This is a genomic window from Microcystis sp. M_OC_Ca_00000000_C217Col (assembly GCF_007095585.1).
Lineage (GTDB): Bacteria > Cyanobacteriota > Cyanobacteriia > Cyanobacteriales > Microcystaceae > Microcystis > Microcystis panniformis.
Genome location: NZ_SFBV01000328.1, coordinates 1 through 17,416, shown reverse-complemented (window position 1 = coordinate 17,416; position 17,416 = coordinate 1). Strand labels below are relative to the sequence as shown.

At 43.9% G+C, this 17,416-nt stretch carries 13 protein-coding genes and 1 pseudogene; 12 read left to right on the top strand and 2 right to left on the bottom strand.

The genetic code is table 11. From position 1 onward, the window contains the following. The first annotated feature begins 174 nt into the window (after positions 1-174). Entirely contained in the window at positions 175-2,544 is a 2,370-nt protein-coding gene (locus EWV66_RS20990; RefSeq protein WP_072925879.1) for an endonuclease MutS2, read from the top strand. A 711-nt stretch (positions 2,545-3,255) separates the two neighbouring features. Here the strand turns inward: EWV66_RS20990 and EWV66_RS20985 are convergent. Next, complete coding sequence (locus EWV66_RS20985; RefSeq protein WP_072926773.1) at positions 3,256-6,360, bottom strand: efflux RND transporter permease subunit; 3,105 nt, start codon at positions 6,358-6,360, stop codon at positions 3,256-3,258. Between the two features lie 90 nt (positions 6,361-6,450). Further along, positions 6,451-7,128: a C40 family peptidase gene (locus EWV66_RS20980; RefSeq protein ID WP_052277107.1), complete on the bottom strand. Its 678-nt coding sequence runs from the start codon at positions 7,126-7,128 to the stop codon at positions 6,451-6,453. Positions 7,129-7,895: 767 nt separating this feature from the next. Here EWV66_RS20980 and EWV66_RS20975 point away from each other — a divergent pair. From EWV66_RS20975 to trpE, 11 genes and pseudogenes are all read left to right on the top strand, one after another. After that, on the top strand, positions 7,896-9,284 hold the full coding sequence (locus EWV66_RS20975; protein WP_052277108.1) for an LCP family protein: 1,389 nt from the start codon (positions 7,896-7,898) through the stop codon (positions 9,282-9,284). A 2-nt stretch (positions 9,285-9,286) separates the two neighbouring features. After that, the gene (locus tag EWV66_RS20970; protein ID WP_052277109.1) at positions 9,287-9,787 is read left to right on the top strand and encodes a pentapeptide repeat-containing protein; all 501 of its coding nucleotides are present in this window, start codon (positions 9,287-9,289) and stop codon (positions 9,785-9,787) included. 127 nt (positions 9,788-9,914) lie between these two features. Next, complete coding sequence (locus tag EWV66_RS20965; RefSeq protein ID WP_052277110.1) at positions 9,915-10,502, top strand: anthranilate synthase component II; 588 nt, start codon at positions 9,915-9,917, stop codon at positions 10,500-10,502. Positions 10,503-10,563: 61 nt separating this feature from the next. Next, positions 10,564-11,373: an MBL fold metallo-hydrolase gene (locus EWV66_RS20960; RefSeq protein ID WP_052277111.1), complete on the top strand. Its 810-nt coding sequence runs from the start codon at positions 10,564-10,566 to the stop codon at positions 11,371-11,373. Positions 11,374-11,553: 180 nt separating this feature from the next. After that, complete coding sequence (locus tag EWV66_RS20955) at positions 11,554-11,781, top strand: hypothetical protein (protein ID WP_002758463.1); 228 nt, start codon at positions 11,554-11,556, stop codon at positions 11,779-11,781. After that, entirely contained in the window at positions 11,781-12,221 is a 441-nt protein-coding gene (locus EWV66_RS20950) for a type II toxin-antitoxin system VapC family toxin (protein ID WP_002758462.1), read from the top strand. Before EWV66_RS20955 ends, EWV66_RS20950 begins: the two co-directional genes overlap by 1 nt. A gap of 65 nt (positions 12,222-12,286) precedes the next feature. Next, positions 12,287-12,469 (top strand): annotated as a pseudogene (locus tag EWV66_RS20945) (Tse2 family ADP-ribosyltransferase toxin); the annotation flags it as partial. Between the two features lie 29 nt (positions 12,470-12,498). Next, a complete protein-coding gene (locus tag EWV66_RS20940) occupies positions 12,499-13,026 on the top strand; it encodes a hypothetical protein (protein WP_052278489.1) in 528 nt (175 codons plus the stop codon). A gap of 65 nt (positions 13,027-13,091) precedes the next feature. Next, positions 13,092-14,729: an ABC transporter permease gene (locus EWV66_RS20935; RefSeq protein WP_052277113.1), complete on the top strand. Its 1,638-nt coding sequence runs from the start codon at positions 13,092-13,094 to the stop codon at positions 14,727-14,729. Between the two features lie 168 nt (positions 14,730-14,897). Next, a complete protein-coding gene (locus EWV66_RS20930; protein WP_002740397.1) occupies positions 14,898-15,323 on the top strand; it encodes a photosystem I reaction center subunit II PsaD in 426 nt (141 codons plus the stop codon). A gap of 134 nt (positions 15,324-15,457) precedes the next feature. Continuing rightward, on the top strand, positions 15,458-16,978 hold the full coding sequence (trpE, locus tag EWV66_RS20925) for an anthranilate synthase component I (RefSeq protein WP_185237779.1): 1,521 nt from the start codon (positions 15,458-15,460) through the stop codon (positions 16,976-16,978). Positions 16,979-17,416 lie beyond the last annotated feature (438 nt).

The window sequence follows — 17,416 nt, the reverse complement described above, 5'->3', positions numbered from 1 at the left end:
TACAGATTAGGGGTTGGGTGTTAGGGTTTTAGGGGGTTAGGGTTTTGGGGTATTAGTTGAAATCCCCCCATCTCCCCACACCCCACACCCCACACCCCACACCCCACTCCTGTAAAAATCAGACCAAATCTGGTTAGACTAGAAATACAAAGCGTATTATAAAAAACTACAAAATTGATTCAAGACGAAACCCTAGAATTATTGGAATGGCCGCGGCTATGTCAACACCTAGCTACTTTTGCAGCGACTAAACTCGGTGCGATCGCGATTCGTCAATTGCCGTTACCAGAAAGCAAAGAGGAAAGTTTAAACCTACTCTGCCAAACCAAAGAAGTTTATAGCTTAGAACAAAAATTAGATAGTCGTCTTTCCTTTGATGGGATTACCGACATCGGTGATGCCCTAGAAAGGGCGCATCTGGGGGGGTTATTATCGGGACAGGAACTTTTAAATATTGCCACGACTTTGGCCGGAGTGCGACGTTTACGGCGTTTAATTGACGAACAGGAAGATATACCAGTTTTAAAAGAGTTAGTAGCCGAAATTCGCACCTATCCAGAGATAGAACAGGAAATACACCGTTGTATCGATGAAGATGGCCGGATATCCGATCGCGCTAGTCCCCAATTACGGGAAATTCGGGGACAAATGAAGGTGATTAAAGAGCGAATTTACCGCAAATTGCAGGATATCATGCAAAAACAGGGCGGTGCTATCCAAGAAGCGGTCATTACCCAAAGAAGCGACCGCTGGGTGATTCCCGTCAAAGCAGCACAAAAAGAGCAAATACCGGGGATAATTCACGATACTTCCAGCACAGGAGCGACTTTTTACATTGAACCTCACTCTATCGTTGACCAAGGCAATCAACTGCGGCAATATCGTCGTCAGGAACAAATCGAAGAAGAAAAAATCCTGCGGCAGTTAAGTAATACAATCGCCGAAGCCTTTGACGACTTAGAATATTTACTTGCGATCGCTACTAGGCTCGATCTGGCCACCGCCAGGGCCCGTTACAGTTTATGGTTAGAGGGTAATCCCCCCCACTTTATCGATGGTTCGGAAACGATTACTTTACGGAATTTGCGTCATCCTTTGCTCTGGTGGCAAAAACACCATGAACAGGGGGGGGAGGTCATACCAATAAATGTGCAGATTACCCCAGAAATTCGCGTTGTTGCCATCACCGGACCAAATACCGGCGGAAAAACCGTTACTTTAAAAACCCTCGGATTAGCGGCTTTAATGGCGAAAGCGGGCCTGTTTATTCCAGCGCGGGAACCGGTAGAGATACCCTGGTTCGATCACGTTTTAGCCGATATCGGGGATGAACAGTCTTTGCAACAGAGTTTATCGACTTTTTCGGGTCACATTCGCCGGATTGTCCGCATTTTAGCGGCTTTAAATTCTCGTTCCTTGGTTTTACTCGATGAGGTGGGAGCAGGTACGGATCCGGCTGAGGGAAGTCCTTTAGCGATCGCTATTTTACAATACCTCGCTGATCATAGTTTATTGACGGTGGCTACCACTCACTACGGGGAATTAAAAGCGTTAAAGTATCGAGATTCTCGCTTTGAAAATGCCTCGGTAGAGTTTGATGATCGCACTCTTTCCCCCACTTATCGACTATTATGGGGCATTCCGGGGCGTTCTAATGCTTTAACTATTGCCCAGCGTTTGGGATTAAGTCCCGAAATTGTGGCCGAAGCGAGAAATCATCTGGGGGGGTTATCGGAGGAGATAAATCAAGTAATTGCTGGTTTGGAAGCGCAAAGACGGGAACAGGAGTCAAAAGCTCAAGAAGCTAGTCAATTACTCCAACAAACGGAGAAATTTTATACAGAAGTTTCCACGCGGGCTAATTCTCTACAGGAGAGAGAGCGAGAATTAAAGCGTTATCAGGAGCAGGAGATACAAAAGGCTTTATTATCGGCAAAAGCAGAGATTAATGACGTTATTCGCCGATTGCAAGCGGGAACAAAAACTGGTAAAGATGCCCAAAAAGCCACAGAGGAGTTAACTGCGATCGCAGAAAGGTTATTACCAAAAACGGAAAAAACTAAGGTTAATTATCGTCCGCAAGTGGGGGAAAGGGTACGCTTGCCCAATTTGGGACAAACTGCCGAAGTTTTAGCAATTTCACCAGAATCAGAGGAGATTTCCCTGCGTTTCGGGATGATGAAGATGACCCTACCCTTAGATCAGATTGAGTCTTTGGATGGTCAAAAAGTGGAAACTGCGCCAAAAACTGCCAAAAATTTGCCCCAAACTCCCACAAAACCCCAGGAGACCCCTTTAATTCGTACTGCTAATAATACTGTCGATATTCGCGGTTCCAGGGTGGCAGAGTCAGAAACGGATATCGAACAGGCGATCGTCAGAGCCACCCCATCGGGTATATTATGGATTATTCACGGTAAAGGTACGGGGAAATTGCGTCAAGGTGTTCACGATTTCCTATCCCGTCATCCCCAGGTAAAACGCTTTCAATTAGCACCCCAAAATGAGGGCGGTTCGGGGGTAACTATCGCTTATTTAACTTAGGGTCTGCTGAATAGGTTTTTTGTCGGGTTAGAAGTCAGTTATCAGTTATCAGTTATCAGTTATCAGTTATCAGATGTGAGTTATCAGTTCACTGTTTACTGGACGGCTACGCCGTGCCTTTGGCAACACTGAAAATACTCCCCAACTCCCACTCTGCAATAACTACTGGCAGCCAGAAATACGTTGGGTTACTATCATACTTTGTGCTTTTTGTCAAAAAAACTTTTTTTTTGCAATAAAACTACACAAAAAAAAGATCATCGTTATGGGTGAAATTGACTCATTTACCCGTCTTAATTAGGATCAACTTCTAGGTGTGGCAAGGGTTTCAACCGTTGCTGCCCAAAAAAGCACAAGATAACCCATTATGAAATTCTATCAAATCGCTGTTACCATTGGAACATCGTTGTTAAATAAAAATCTTTCTCAATTAATTCTTAAGAATTTATAAATATTACGGAATGTTAATTTAAATATTCTCAAGTTTTTGGAGTCAGTAGATAATTTTTGCTTATCTTTGACCAACATTGGGTTAGAAGTCAGGAGTCGGGAGATAGGGTGATAGGGTTTTGGGGTTTTGGGGTGTTAGGGTTTTAGTTGAAATTCCCCCACTTCCCCACTTCCCCACTTCCCCACCTCCCCACTTCCCCACTTCCCCACTTCCCCACTTCCCCACTTCCCCACTTCCCCACTTCCCACTGTGCAAGAAGATTACTTTCTAGAGAATAAAACGTAAAAACAGGGAATAATAAACAGAGTTAACAGAGTTGCTAAAGACAAACCCGAAAAAACGACAATTCCTAAAGGTTGCAGGAATTCTCCCCCCTCTCCCAATCCTAAAGCGAGGGGAAATAAACCTAAAACCGTGGTCACGGTGGTCATCAAAATCGGTCGTAAACGTTGGGGAGCGGCCTTTAAAATGGCTTGTAGTCGAGTAAAACCGAATTCTTGCCGCAATTGATTGGCCAATTCCACCATAATAATCCCGTTATTAACCACAATGCCCACCAATAACACCACCCCGACGATGACAATGGCATTAATCGGGGTTTTGGTCAAATATAGTCCAAAAATTCCCCCCGCTAGGGCCAAAGGAACGGTTAACATAATCACCAAAGGGTCTATGAGTGAGTTATACTGGACGGCCATGACCACAAAGACTAAAAATACCGATAAACCCGCTAATAAACCCAAAGAACCCTGAATTTCTTGATTAGACATGGCAGCAGCACTGGGTAAAATGCTGATACCATCGGGTAAGGGAGTGGAATTTAAAACCGATTGTACTCCCGCGAGTGCGTCACTTAATTTCGCACCCTCGACTAAACTGCCGATAATAATAAAAACTTGACGCTGATTAATTCTCTGGATGACTGCTGGGGTTTTTCCCCCTTCAATCCTGGCGATATCTGCTAATTTTAAGTCTTCTTGTCTATTGACAAAAATAGGTATTTGTGAGATGTCACTAATTTTTTGCCGCGAGTCGGGGTCTAATTGCACCCGGATATCGATTAATCTTTCTCCCCGTTGCAGTTGGGTGGGGATCGATCCTTGAATAGCGGTCCGTAGCGTTTGTCCCACTTCCAAGGTACTCAATCCCAAACTATTTAAGCGGGTCCAATCGGGTTTAATCTGGATTTCCGGTTGTCTGGGGTCAGCATCGGGACGAAAACGGGCACTAGGGACTTTTTCATCGAGAATACTGAGGATTTCTTCACCAGCTTGCTCTAAAGTTTTCCCATCGCGTCCCTGTAACATCACATCCACATCGGCACCAACGGAGGGAGAGTTATTAAGAATAATACCGCGCACTTGACCGGGAGTGAGACGCAAACGCACGTTAACGAGGTTTAATTGCTCTAGTGCTTTGCTCATGCGTTCGATATATGCTTCTGTATTAGTGCCTTGTTTGAGATTAATCGTACTAGAAGCACGCAAAATATTTTCATTGGTAGTTGTGCCAAAAAGAGAACCGCCACTGGTAGTAAAAACGTACTTAGTCTCTGGTTGTGATAATAAAATCTTTTCTACTTCCCGCATCACCTGACGGTTAGCATTTAAATTGGTACCCGGGGGAAATTGAGCAAAAACGTTCACCTGTCCGGTTTGAATACGACTAAAGACTTCTTGGGGGATATATTGCCAGAGATAAAAACTACTTCCCCCTAAAATTAAAAAGGCCAGTAGGATAACAGGTATTCTGTAGCGGATGATTTTAGCTAAACAACGACCGTAGAGGATGGTTAAACCTTCTAGACGTTGACTAAAGACTTTTAAGAGCCAAAATCGCTGAATACCACTAGAAACCCGCATATTTAACAAACGACTGGCTAACATGGGAACAACGGTTAACGCACACAGCAGAGAAGCAGCCACAGCAAAACTGATAGTGAGGATAATCTCGTTAAACAGCAGGGAAATAAAACCACCCAGTAATAAAAATGGCAGTATAGAGACGAGATTAGTCGCAGTGGAGGCCAATAAAGCAGATTCTACCTCTTGGCTGCTATTCCGGGCAATTTCTAAAAAATCTCGCTTATTTTGGTTTTGATTAACTTTGAGGGCAATATTTTCCAGCATGACAATGGAATTATCCACCACGATACCCACCCCTAGGGCCAATCCTCCCAAACTAAACACATTTATCGATAACCCGAATAACTTCATACAGATAATTGCGACGAGGGTAGAAAGAGGAATCGCTAGGGTAATGATAAAAGTCTGTCGCAGGGAACCGAGAAAGACGAATACAGTCAATCCTGCTAGAATTGTCCCCGCTAGTCCCGACGAAACCACGTTATTAACCGCATTTTGGATAAATACAGACTCATCGGTAGTGGGGACGACTTGCATCCCCCCGGTCATTAACCCGGATTTTTTTAATTCGGCAATGCGTTTTTTGACCCCTTCTACCACAGCAATCGTGTTCGCATTCGGTTGTTTTTGGACGCTAACCCTGACGGCATTTTTTCCATTTAGGGTGACAAAAATTCTTTGTTCTTCTGTCCCATCGATAACTCTGGCCACATCCCGCAGATAGATTTTTTCTTCGGGATTATTACTATCGGTCAGTGCTAAATCTTGGATATCCGCTACGTTTTTAAATTTCCCCACCGCACGGGTTAAAGGTTCCCCGGTTTCTCCCTCTAGTCGGCCCCCAGAGATGTCCTGATTGCGTCTTTTTAGGGTGTCTAAAACCTGATTTAATCCCACTCCTAAAGATTGTAATCGCTGCAGGTCAATATTAACTTGAATTTCTTCTCTAACTCCCCCAATCACGTCCACCACTGCAACTCCTCCCACAAACCCTAATTCTCTCCCTAATTCTTCATCAGCAAATAATCTTAAGTCTTTTAGGGGTAGGGTATCAGAAACGAGAGCAAATTCATAGACGGGTAAACGAGAGGGTTCAAATTTGTTTAAGCGCGGTTCCTCAATAATATCGGGTAAATTTTGTCGGACACGATTAAAACTTTCGGTAGCTTCATTTAAAGCAACGTTTAAATCTCCCCCCGGTTGAAAAAATAAATCTACTCGCATCCTTCCCTCGCGAGTTTCTGAATAAACTTGCACTACTCCCTCGGTAGCACTCATTCCTTCTTCTAGGGGTTTAGTTACTTCTTCGAGAATAACTTCCGGGGAAACCCCCGGGACATTCATCCTTAAACTAATGCGAGGATAAGTGATAGAAGGAAGCAAATCTACTTGTAAACGATTTAGAAAAAAAAGACCGATGATGATAACTGCTATAGTTAACATCAATACTCCTATGTGACGACGAATTGATAGACCGCTTAGGGAGATGTTTTCTGACATGATTATCTATGGGGGAGAGTAAACAGTGAACAGTAAACAGTGAACAGTAAACCCATAACTGATAACTGATAACTGATAACTGATAACTGATTAATTGTGCATAACTCGACCGAAACTCCATAATTTTTGATAATAATAACGACTGACGCTATCCCTATCATCGGTGAGTAGATTGATAGCGATACCATTATTACCTGTTTCTTTTCCTGAACTGTGTATATATTGATTATTACCTAGATATAACGCCACATGATTAACTCTTTTATCACCAAAAAAAATTAAATCTCCTGGGAGTAATTCCTCTCGGTTTATTTTTTGACAAAAAGCCTCCTGTTGATAGGAATCCCTCGGCAACCAAATACCAAAAGTGGCAAAAGCAGCCTGGATTAATCCTGAACAATCGTAATTAGGTGCAAGGGTTCCACCCCAGAAATAATGATTGGTACGGTTCATTGCTTCCTGAGTAAAAGTGATAATCTCAGGAATATGTTTTTCTATTTCTGAACGAGTTAGAGGAATTTTTTGATAAGCTGTGGTGGCCACCGCAATTGCATCTAAATCTTCTCCGCATAACCAAGCTAAATAATTATCTTCCCTTAGCTGAATTTGTAGCCCTTTTTCGGTAATTTCTAGGGAAATAAATTTTAATTGTCTTCCCTGTTGTGCTTGGGTAGCTAACTCTTGACAACTGGGAGAATTGTAGAGATTTAAGTCTCTTATACAGAGATATTCCTGGGTGGATGATGGGGGAAGGGAGATGATTTGCATAAAAAATAGCTCAGAATTTATTGACAGAAAAAACTGCATTACTAGCCAAAAGCAAAGGGATAACAACGAGGAGAATAACCTTAGTTCGTTCTGTCATCTTCAAGTTTCCACCTCTCTTAATTCGGCTCTCTTATTCTTTGTGTGAGCAGTTTAACTTACTATAGAAGCGATCAATCTTTGTGTCCTCTGTGTCTGGAGTGGTTCCTTCCACTCGCTCGCCAGCAGGACTGTATCTTAGAATACATTTTACCCATCAAACCTAAGAGAGCCTTAATTCTTGGCCATAAAGATAATCTATAACCGAACTGAATCCCTGAAAAATTATTAAACCTATGGCATAATTAACCTTTCAGGGTTCAAAAACGGCAAAAATAAGGATTAAATGGCATACAATCGGTGAATAGAGCATTTAATCGTTTATTATTCGTTTTTAATTCTCCTGACTACTGGCTACTGGCCACCAACTCCTAACCCTAACAACAATTTTTGATTTTTACAACAGGTCTAGGATAGCCAGTTCCTTAACAATATGTTACAATAGCCGGCGAGAGGGGAGTGGCCAATATCTGGAACTTTTGGGCTAGAGATAGATTCTATCGATCAACAGTCACCTCCTGGGTGGGTGGAATTAAATATAAGATGAACGTAGGTTGGGTTGAAGTATGAAACCCAACGCCCGCATGGGTTACGCTACCGCTAACCCATCCTACAAATAATTGTTCCTCCCTACTTAAAGTAAGCTTTTAATCAGATGTTGAGGTTAGTCCATGGCCAATGTTTCGGGGCGGTTTGAAAAGCAAGAATACAGCCAAAACTCAGAAAATACCGTCGCGGTGGTCAGTTCAGTCATGTCCGGTTTAAAAAAAGCATCTCCCCTACAAAAGGGCTTATTTTGGGGAATAACCCTCAGTTTTACCGCCCTAGTTTCCGCCACTGTTGGGGCCACCGTCGCTTTAATTAGTCCCTTACCCGCACCAATTGGGGCTATCTTCCAAAAAACATCTTTTCCCACCCAAACAGACATCCTTGAGGATCAAGCTTGGAATAGCTTAATCAATCAGCAGCTTTCTCGTCCTGTTAATATTTTAGTTATGGGCATCGATCGAGTTTTAGATGCCAAAAACAGCGACGATGTATTTAAAGGTCGCAGCGATACCATGCTCCTAGTGCGCTTCGATCCTAGCGATAAAACCGTGAGAATGTTGTCTATCCCTCGCGATAGCCGCGTCAGAATCCCCGGCCATGGTTTTACTAAAATCAACGATGCTAACGTTCACGGTGGACCGACTCTAGCGGCAGAAGTGGTCAGTAATACTTTAGGGGATGTCACCGTTGATCGCTATGTGCGGGTGACTACCGATGCCTTCAAGGAATTAGTCGATTTAGTCGGGGGTGTAGAGGTTTATGTACCCGAACGAATGTATCATAAAGATGTCACCCAAAAATTAGAAATTGATTTACAAGAGGGTTGGCAAAATCTCAACGGCGACCAAGCAGAACAATTTGCCCGTTTTCGTAACCCGCAATACGGCGATATTGGTCGCGTACAAAGACAACAAATTTTATTAAAAGCACTCCAACAAAAGATTTTTAGTCCGACAATTCTCCCCAGTCTCCCGAAAGCAGTACAGGTTTTACAACAATATATCGATACGAACTTAAGCGTCGAGGAAATGCTGGCTATCGCTAATTTTGGACGGGAAATTAAACAGGATGACTTAAGAATGATCCTACTCCCCGGCCGGTTTAACAACCTCGAGGAATACGATGGTCGCAGTTATTGGATTTTGAACCGTCGCGAAATTAGAACCATTGTGGCTAATAATTTTACCGATAACTATGGGGGGGGAGAAACCTCCGTTTATAGTCTGCGGATTGCCATTCAAAATGCCACCCATACCAAAGGTTTAGCCCGTCGTACTCGCAATTATCTGGCCAAACAGGGCTACACAAATGTTTATATTAGCGATGACTCCTCCCAAAAGCTAGAAACCACCGCAATTATTGCCCAAAAAGGTGATGTTCAGTCCGCTAACCTCTTGAAAAATCAATTGGGAATCGGTAAAGTAGAATCATCCTCCACTGGTGCTTTAGACTCAGACCTAACTATTCGGGTGGGTGATGATGTGTCCCAGTTTTTTGACGCTCAACAGTAACAATGTTGAAAAATTTTTTCAGTCTGGTTTTAATTATTTTGCTGGCGATTCTTTGGCTACTTTTCGCGGCCCGTCCGGTGGCTTTGGCCCAAGATAAAACGATTAACTATAGTTTTGCCCAGCTGCAAGATCGGGATTTTTCCCATCAGGATTTGCGCGGAGGAGTTTTCGCAGCTGCCGCGATGCGGGGAGTTAACCTAGAAGGTGCCGATTTATCCTATAGCATTCTCACCGAGGCTGTCCTCTTAAAAGCTAACTTAAAAGGGGCCGATTTAACCGCCTCTTTGGTAGATAGAGTTACCCTCGATTTTGCCGATTTAACTAATACTATTTTTACCGATGCGATCGCTACTCGCAGCCGTTTTTATGACACAATTATTACCGGGGCCGATTTCACTAACGCCGTAATTGATCACTATCAGGTCAAGTTAATGTGTGAACGGGCCGATGGCATTAATCCAGTCACGGGAGTGGCCACCAGAGATAGTTTAGGCTGTGATTAGCAATTCCGGGCAGATTTTAGCTGACTGCTCAAAAATAGCCTACCCCCTACACCCCGGCTATCTCGATCAAGACAGCAGAGGTGTAGAATGAAAATACTGAGCGAGGCTAGAGAAAGGAGAGAGACTCTTGATAATCGTCATCGATAACTATGATAGTTTTACCTACAATTTAGTCCAGTATTTGGGAGAATTAGCCTCCGAGTTTCCGATCGCCTTACCGATCGAGGTCTATCGTAATGATAAAATCGATCTGGACAGAATCGAACAAATGCGGCCGGATGGGATTGTCATTTCCCCCGGTCCTGGTCGTCCGGTCGATGCGGGCATATCTCTGGAATTAATCGCCAAATTTGGCCCCCATTTGCCGATTTTGGGTGTCTGTCTCGGTCATCAAAGTATCGGTCAGGTATTCGGAGGGGATGTGGTCTCGGCCCCGGTCTTGATGCACGGCAAAACTTCCCCCATCTATCACAACAGTGAAGGGGTATTTCAAGGCTTAGAAAATCCTTTTACTGCCACCCGTTACCATAGTTTAGTGATCGATCGCTCCACCATGCCGGATAATTTAGAGATCACGGCCTGGGTAGAAGATGGTACGGTCATGGGAGTCCGTCATCGGGATTACCCCCAGATTCAAGGGGTACAATTTCATCCCGAAAGTATTTTAACCACTGCCGGCAAGGAACTTTTAAGAAACTTTCTCCGATCCCTCTAGTGTTTACTAATCCCCAACCCCTGAAATTAACCTTAACTTGATTAATTCTGCATCTACATTTATGAAAAGGCGAGATTTTATCTTATCGGTGGGGACAAGTTTCTTAACCGTGGCAGTAGGCTCAGTTTTAGCGGAAACTAAACCCAAACCCACTAACCCCACTTCCCCCCAAAAACCCGATAATTCCCTCTTAGTTCAATGGTTGGGTCATAGTTGCTTTTTATTCACCGGAGGAGGGCAAAGAGTCCTAGTTAATCCTTTCCGGGCAATTGGTTGTACGGCGGGTTTTCCTTTGCCAAAAGTAGAAGCAGATATCGTTTTAATTAGTAGTCAACTGTGGGATGAAGGGGCGGCCGAGGGTTTACCCGGTAATCCGAAAATTTTGTTTGAGCCGGGGGCCTACGATCTGGGTAAATTAAAACTACAGGGTATTAGTATCGCCCACGATCGCATGGGGGGGCAACGTTTCGGCATGAATGTGGCCTGGCGTTGGACCCAAGCAGGGATTAGTATTGTCCATTTAGGGGGGGCAGCCGCCCCGCTCGAATTAGAACAAAGAATTCTCCTAGGTTCGCCGGATTTAGCTTTTATTCCCGTGGGAGGTGGTCCCAAAAATTATAATCCCCAAGAAGCAAAACAGGCGATCGAAGTTTTACAACCGCGAATAGCTGTCCCGACGCAATACTTCACCAGTGCCGCCGATAAAAATGCCTGTGAATTGGTGTCTGTAGATGAGTTTCTCAAGTTAGTCAAGGATAAAAATATCCGTTTGATCGAGGACAATAAATTACGGATTCGTGCCGCCGATTTACCCAAAAAAGGGACGCTCATTCGCGTGTTTGACTACCGCAAACTGTTAGAGAAATCCTAATTTTTAGGAGCCAATGACCTAGTCCTATTGATTAACTAATTTTTTCTCGTGTAACGCACCATCAATTTCCTGATATTCCCCGGGTTACGTTGTTGCTAACTCGCCCTACAGCCCTGATCATAAATCAGGGTTATAATTATTTTTAAGAAATTCCAGAATATTCAGCCCCAAGGAATGTCTATGTTACTACAAGACCTAAAGGAAGAAGCGGTTAAGCTATCACCGAGCGAGCGACTTGCGCTGGTTAGCGCCATTATTGAGTCCTTGCAGAGTACCCCAATTGCTAGACCTGATCGTGCTGGTGCAATTCAACGGATGCGTGGCTTACTCAAAACAGACCAACTTGCACCAACCGACCAAGAAGTAGCTGCCATGTTGGAAGAGCGTCGGCTGGAGAAATACCTTTAGTGAGAGTTTTAATTGATACTAATGTTCTCCTAGATTTTCTATTGCAGAGAGAGCTATTTTTCCAAGATGCAGAACGACTATTTCAGGCGATCGATTCCGGTCAGATCGTCGGGTATGTCACAGCCACAACCCTCACGGACATTTTTTACATTGCTCGAAGACACACGCGCAGTATTGAGCAAGCACGGCAAGCAGTTTCAGAGACATTGACAGCAATGGAAATCTGCCCTGTAAACCGGGAGGTTCTAGAGGTAGCGTTTAGTTCAGGTTTGGCTGATTATGAGGATGGGATTCAGGTTGCTTGTGCTGTAGCTCAAGGACTTGATGCTATCTTGACCCGAGATAATCAAGGGTTTTTGAATTCATCGGTACCTGTGTTATCAGTTCAGGAGTGCTTGCATCGCTTGCAAGAGCCAAATAATAGCAAATCCACCTTATAAAATCAAGTTTACAGGCTTTTTGGTTCGTGAGGGGGTGAGGAGTGAAAAGTGAGCAGTTACAGCCAAAATTTGGCGGCATGGGCAAAGCTCCTTTGTGGCAGATTGATGACAGCATTATTGCAGGAGATTTACAGGCTGTCCAAGATAGCCCAACCCACGTTAGCATCATGCCAAGAGTTACAATGGCTCTAGAAAGGTACGAAGCGGCATTGGCAAAGACCCAAAAATATTGGGAAAAGGTGGATTAGTGGCATACACACAATAGGAGTCTATGAAAATGGCATGGATATTTAGTTTATCCGCAGAATGTGGTTCTGATGAGAGCAAGGCCGATAAATTTGCTCAACATTTTCAGGGAATGTCATTGTTGCTGTCAAATGGTCGCCAGTGCCAATGTCGCACAGACACATTCCAAGACATAGAAGAAAATTGGTGGTGTCGCGTTTCACCAAATAATCTTAGCGAAGTGGGAATAGACAGCCCTGAAAGTGCCTATTCAATGACAGAGTTAGGTATTTTACTCTATCAGTCCCTACGATTTGCCCCCACCTTCCGTTATGGACTGGTTGGTGTTGAAGTCGATGAATTTAGAACATACACTGAGCTTATCGAAGAATCATCCAATCTATCTATCCCAGGACTGGTTTTAGCGAAACCACTTGCAGGCGAGCTAGGAATATTGCCAGTATTTCGCTCCTTTAGCCCTAGTTATGTTTGGCAACCTTACGCAGGAGAAGTTTACAACCCGCTGATGACATCGCCAAATCTGAAAAACAAGCTTAATGAACTGCTGGCTGTAAGTTGACCTCACAAGCGAAGAAGGCATAACTAGACCGTTCTCTAAAAATTGCTTTAACAATCTTATTAAAAATGTTTTTGCTGAAAGAATATCGCTCTTTTTTTAGACAGGGATGGACAATTGCAGTTTTACTAATTGCCCTGCTTGTTTCCCTGCCAATTTTATCGGTGGCCAGTAGTTTATTAACTAACTCCAGTCAAGTCTGGCAACATCTGCTCGAAACTGTTCTCTGGGATTATCTAGTTAATTCTTTTTGGTTGATGGGTGGGGTGGGCAGCGGCGTTTTAATCATCGGTGTTGGCACCGCTTGGTTAATAACGATGTGTCAATTTCCCGGTCGTCAACAATTTCAATGGTTATTATTACTACCCCTTGCCGCTCCTGCCTATCTCTTGGCCTATACTTATACCAATATGATGGACTATTTTGGTCCGGTGCAGACGTTCTTAAGAAGTCTTCTTGGTTGGAATAGTGTCGAAGATTATTGGTTTCCTAATATCCGTTCTCTCTGGGGGGGGATTCTGATGTTAATACTGGTGCTTTATCCCTACGTTTATCTGTTAGCAAGGGTCGGTTTTTTAGAACAATCTGTCTGCACAGTGGAGGCAAGTCGCTCCTTGGGATGTAACCCTTGGCGCGGTTTTTTTACTGTCGCTTTACCCCTAGCAAGACCGGCAATTATGGCGGGATTGGCCCTAGCTTTAATGGAAACTCTGAACGATTTTGGTACGGTGCAGTATTTCGGCATTAATGCTTTTACCACGGGGATTTATAATACTTGGTTCGGTATGGGCGATCGTATAGCAGCGGGACAGTTATCAACAGTTTTAATGGTATTTATCCTCGTTTTAGTTTTCCTTGAACAATCCTCCCGTCGTCAAGCTCGTTACTATGAAATGACCAATCGTTTCCAGTCACCGACTAAGTACGAGCTAGGATTTGTTCGCAGTTTTTTGGCAATGATCTCCTGTTTTGTGCCGATATTTCTTGGGTTTATTGCCCCTGCTTTTTATCTAGCCTATCTAGCCTTTAATCATGCCCAAGAAACTTTTAATAATGACTTTTTTAGTCTGTCGGGAAACAGTTTTTTTCTGGCCAGTTTAAGCGCAATTATTGCGGTGGTTTTAGCTTTAATTCTCGCCTACGGGGAAAGACTTAATCCGAATAAAACTCTTAAGGGTTCTGTGCGGATTGCGGCCGCTGGTTATGCTATCCCCGGCATAGTTATCGCCGTGGGGGTTTTAATTCCTCTCGGTAAATTAGATAACTTTTTCAATCAGGGATTAAATATCAATTTAATTCTGAGCGGTACGATTTTCTGTTTGATTTTTGCCTATATTGTCCGCTTTTTAGCCGTAGCTTTTTCCACGTTAGAATCGAGTTTAAGTAAAATAAAACCTAGTTTAGATGATGCTTCCCGCAGCCTTGGCTATGGCACTGGTGCAACTTTAATTAAAGTGCATATTCCTCTTTTGTCGGGGGGATTATTGACGGCGGCTATGTTAGTTTTTGTCGATGTGATGAAGGAATTACCGGCTACTTTGGTGTTAAGACCTTTTAATTTTGATACCCTAGCGGTGCGCGTTTATCAATACGCCAGTGATGAACGTTTGGTGGAAGCGGCGGCACCGGCCCTGGCCATTGTCTTAGTGGGATTAATTCCGGTAATTTTTTTAAGTTGGCAAATTTCCCGACGGGCGATCGATTAAAGTGGTGGCCGATTCCTGGACAAGTTGGCGATCGGCCAGCAGCTTAGTTCTATAGTCTAGTACAAAATAATGTTACAGTTCTTGACAAGACTACTAGAGAGGGGGGGTGTCAGTGATAGGATTCCCTAAAACCCCTTTTCTTTATTTTTGTAGAGAGAACAAAATCCTATGACAGAACTTTCTGGAAAAGCTCCTAAGTTCGGTGGCAGCACGGGCGGTTTACTCGCCAAAGCCGATCTGGAAGAAAAGTACGCCATCACCTGGACAAGCAGCAAAGAACAAGTCTTTGAAATGCCCACCGGTGGCGCCGCTATCATGAACGAAGGCGAAAATCTCCTCTATTTGGCCCGCAAAGAACACGCGCTCGCTCTTGGTACCCAATTCCGGACGAAATTTAAGCCCAAAATCGAAGATTACAAAATCTATCGGATTTACCCCAGTGGTGAAGTGCAGTATCTCCACCCCGCTGATGGTGTCTTCCCCGAAAAAGTTAACGCCGGTCGTGAATTTTTCGGCAAAAAAGACCGCAATATCGGCAAAAACCCCGAACCAGCGACAATTAAGTTCTCTGGTGTCACTCCCTACGAAGCATAAATAATCCCTAAAATCGAGAGTGGGGAGTTAGATTTAGAAGCTATTTAGCCCCAAGATTTAACTTCTGACTCTCGATTTCTCTGATCGCAATCGGCTACAAGTGTTGTGCTATCCGTTTCTTGAACCATCAAAATATGATCTTCCCCGACTTTGATCGCTTTCGTCAACTCGCTGGCCAAGGTAACTTTATTCCTGTCTATCAAGAATGGATCGCTGACCTAGAAACACCCGTTTCGGCCTGGTATAAAGTTTGTGCCGATCAAGCCTACAATTTTTTATTAGAGTCGGTGGAAGGGGGCGAAACCTTGGGACGCTACAGCTTTTTAGGAGGCGATCCCGTCTGGGTATTAGAAGCACGGGGAAACACCACCACCCAGACTTTTCGCGATGGTTCTCAAGAGATTTTTTCGGGGGATCCTTTCGAGATTTTAACCCAATGTTTAGCCCCGATCGTGCCGGTTAAATTGCCGCAATTACCTGCGGGAATAGGGGGTTTATTTGGTTTTTGGGGTTATGAATTAATTAATTGGATTGAACCGCGAGTGCCTATTTATCCCGCTACGGATGCCGATCTACCGGATGGTATTTGGATGCAGGTGGATAATCTGATTATTTTCGATCAAGTTAAACGGAAAATCTGGGCGATCGCTTATGCCGATATTCGGGGTAATAATCCCGATTTAGCGGCCGCTTATCAAGCGGCCTGCGATCGAGTGACACAGTTAGTTCTGAAGTTACGATTACCCCTACCAACTAATGCCAAAACCCTGGAATTATTACCCGTTGGTCAGGGAAAAGAATTAGTCTATGAAAGCAATACAACTCAGGAAAAATTCTGTCAAAATGTCCTAAAAGCTAAGGATTACATCAAAGCGGGGGATATTTTTCAGGTGGTTATTTCCCAGCGTTTAAATGCCAATTATCAGGGTCATCCCTTCGATTTATATCGTTCCTTGCGTCTGATTAATCCTTCTCCCTACATGGCTTTTTATAACTTTAAGGATTGGCAAATTATTGGCTCTAGTCCTGAAGTGATGGTTAAGGCAGAACGGGACGAATTAGGTAAAATAAAGGCTACGGTCAGACCAATTGCTGGCACCCGTCGCCGGGGACAAAACTTCAGTGAAGACCAAGCTTTAGCAACGGATTTATTGCAAGATCCCAAAGAAATTGCCGAGCATATTATGTTAGTGGATTTGGGGAGAAATGATCTAGGCCGGGTGTGCGATCGAGGTACGGTTAAAGTGGATGAATTAATGATCATTGAACGTTATTCCCACGTTATGCACATTGTTAGTAATGTGGTGGGGTATTTAGCCACCAATAAAAGTGCTTGGGATTTATTAAAAGCTTGTTTTCCCGCGGGAACCGTCAGTGGGGCCCCGAAAATTCGTGCTATGGAAATTATTCATGAATTAGAACCCTGTCGTCGCGGTCCCTATTCAGGGGTTTATGGTTACTACGATTTCGAGGGACAGTTAAATAGTGCCATCACAATTCGCACTATGATTGTTCGTCCCCAAGGTAATCAAAATTATCTGGTTTCTGTGCAGGCGGGAGCAGGGTTAGTCGCTGATTCTGAGCCGGAGAAAGAGTATGAAGAAACCCTCAACAAAGCGAGGGGTTTATTGGAGGCAATTCGCTGTTTAAGTTAGATTTTTTAGCCCAGATCCAGTTAAGAGGATTTTGCCATGATTTCTGAGCAGGAATAGGGTTAACTAACTGGGGTTTGCGGCAAAAAGTTTTTCCTGGGGACAGGGTGTGGGGTGTGGTGCGATTCGTTGGCTAGAAACTAGACTACAGGTGCGGGTTAGTAATAACCTTAGTCCTGTCCTCTAGATGCCTAGAGTGACGGCATTTCCTGCTGCTTTAGACTTGGTACATCTGAGGTAGTGAGCGAGGAAAAAAAGCGGTATCTGATAGCCTAAATCAGAAACCCGTTGAGCCAGAACCTATGGATAGCCCTGGGGCGAAGATACGAATTAACCATCGTCAACACCCACGAGCCAAAAGGCTGACAGGCTCGAAACAAAAGTTAACAGAGTTGGGGCTGATAGCTCATACCACTATCAGTAAGGCATTCCCGTTACTCT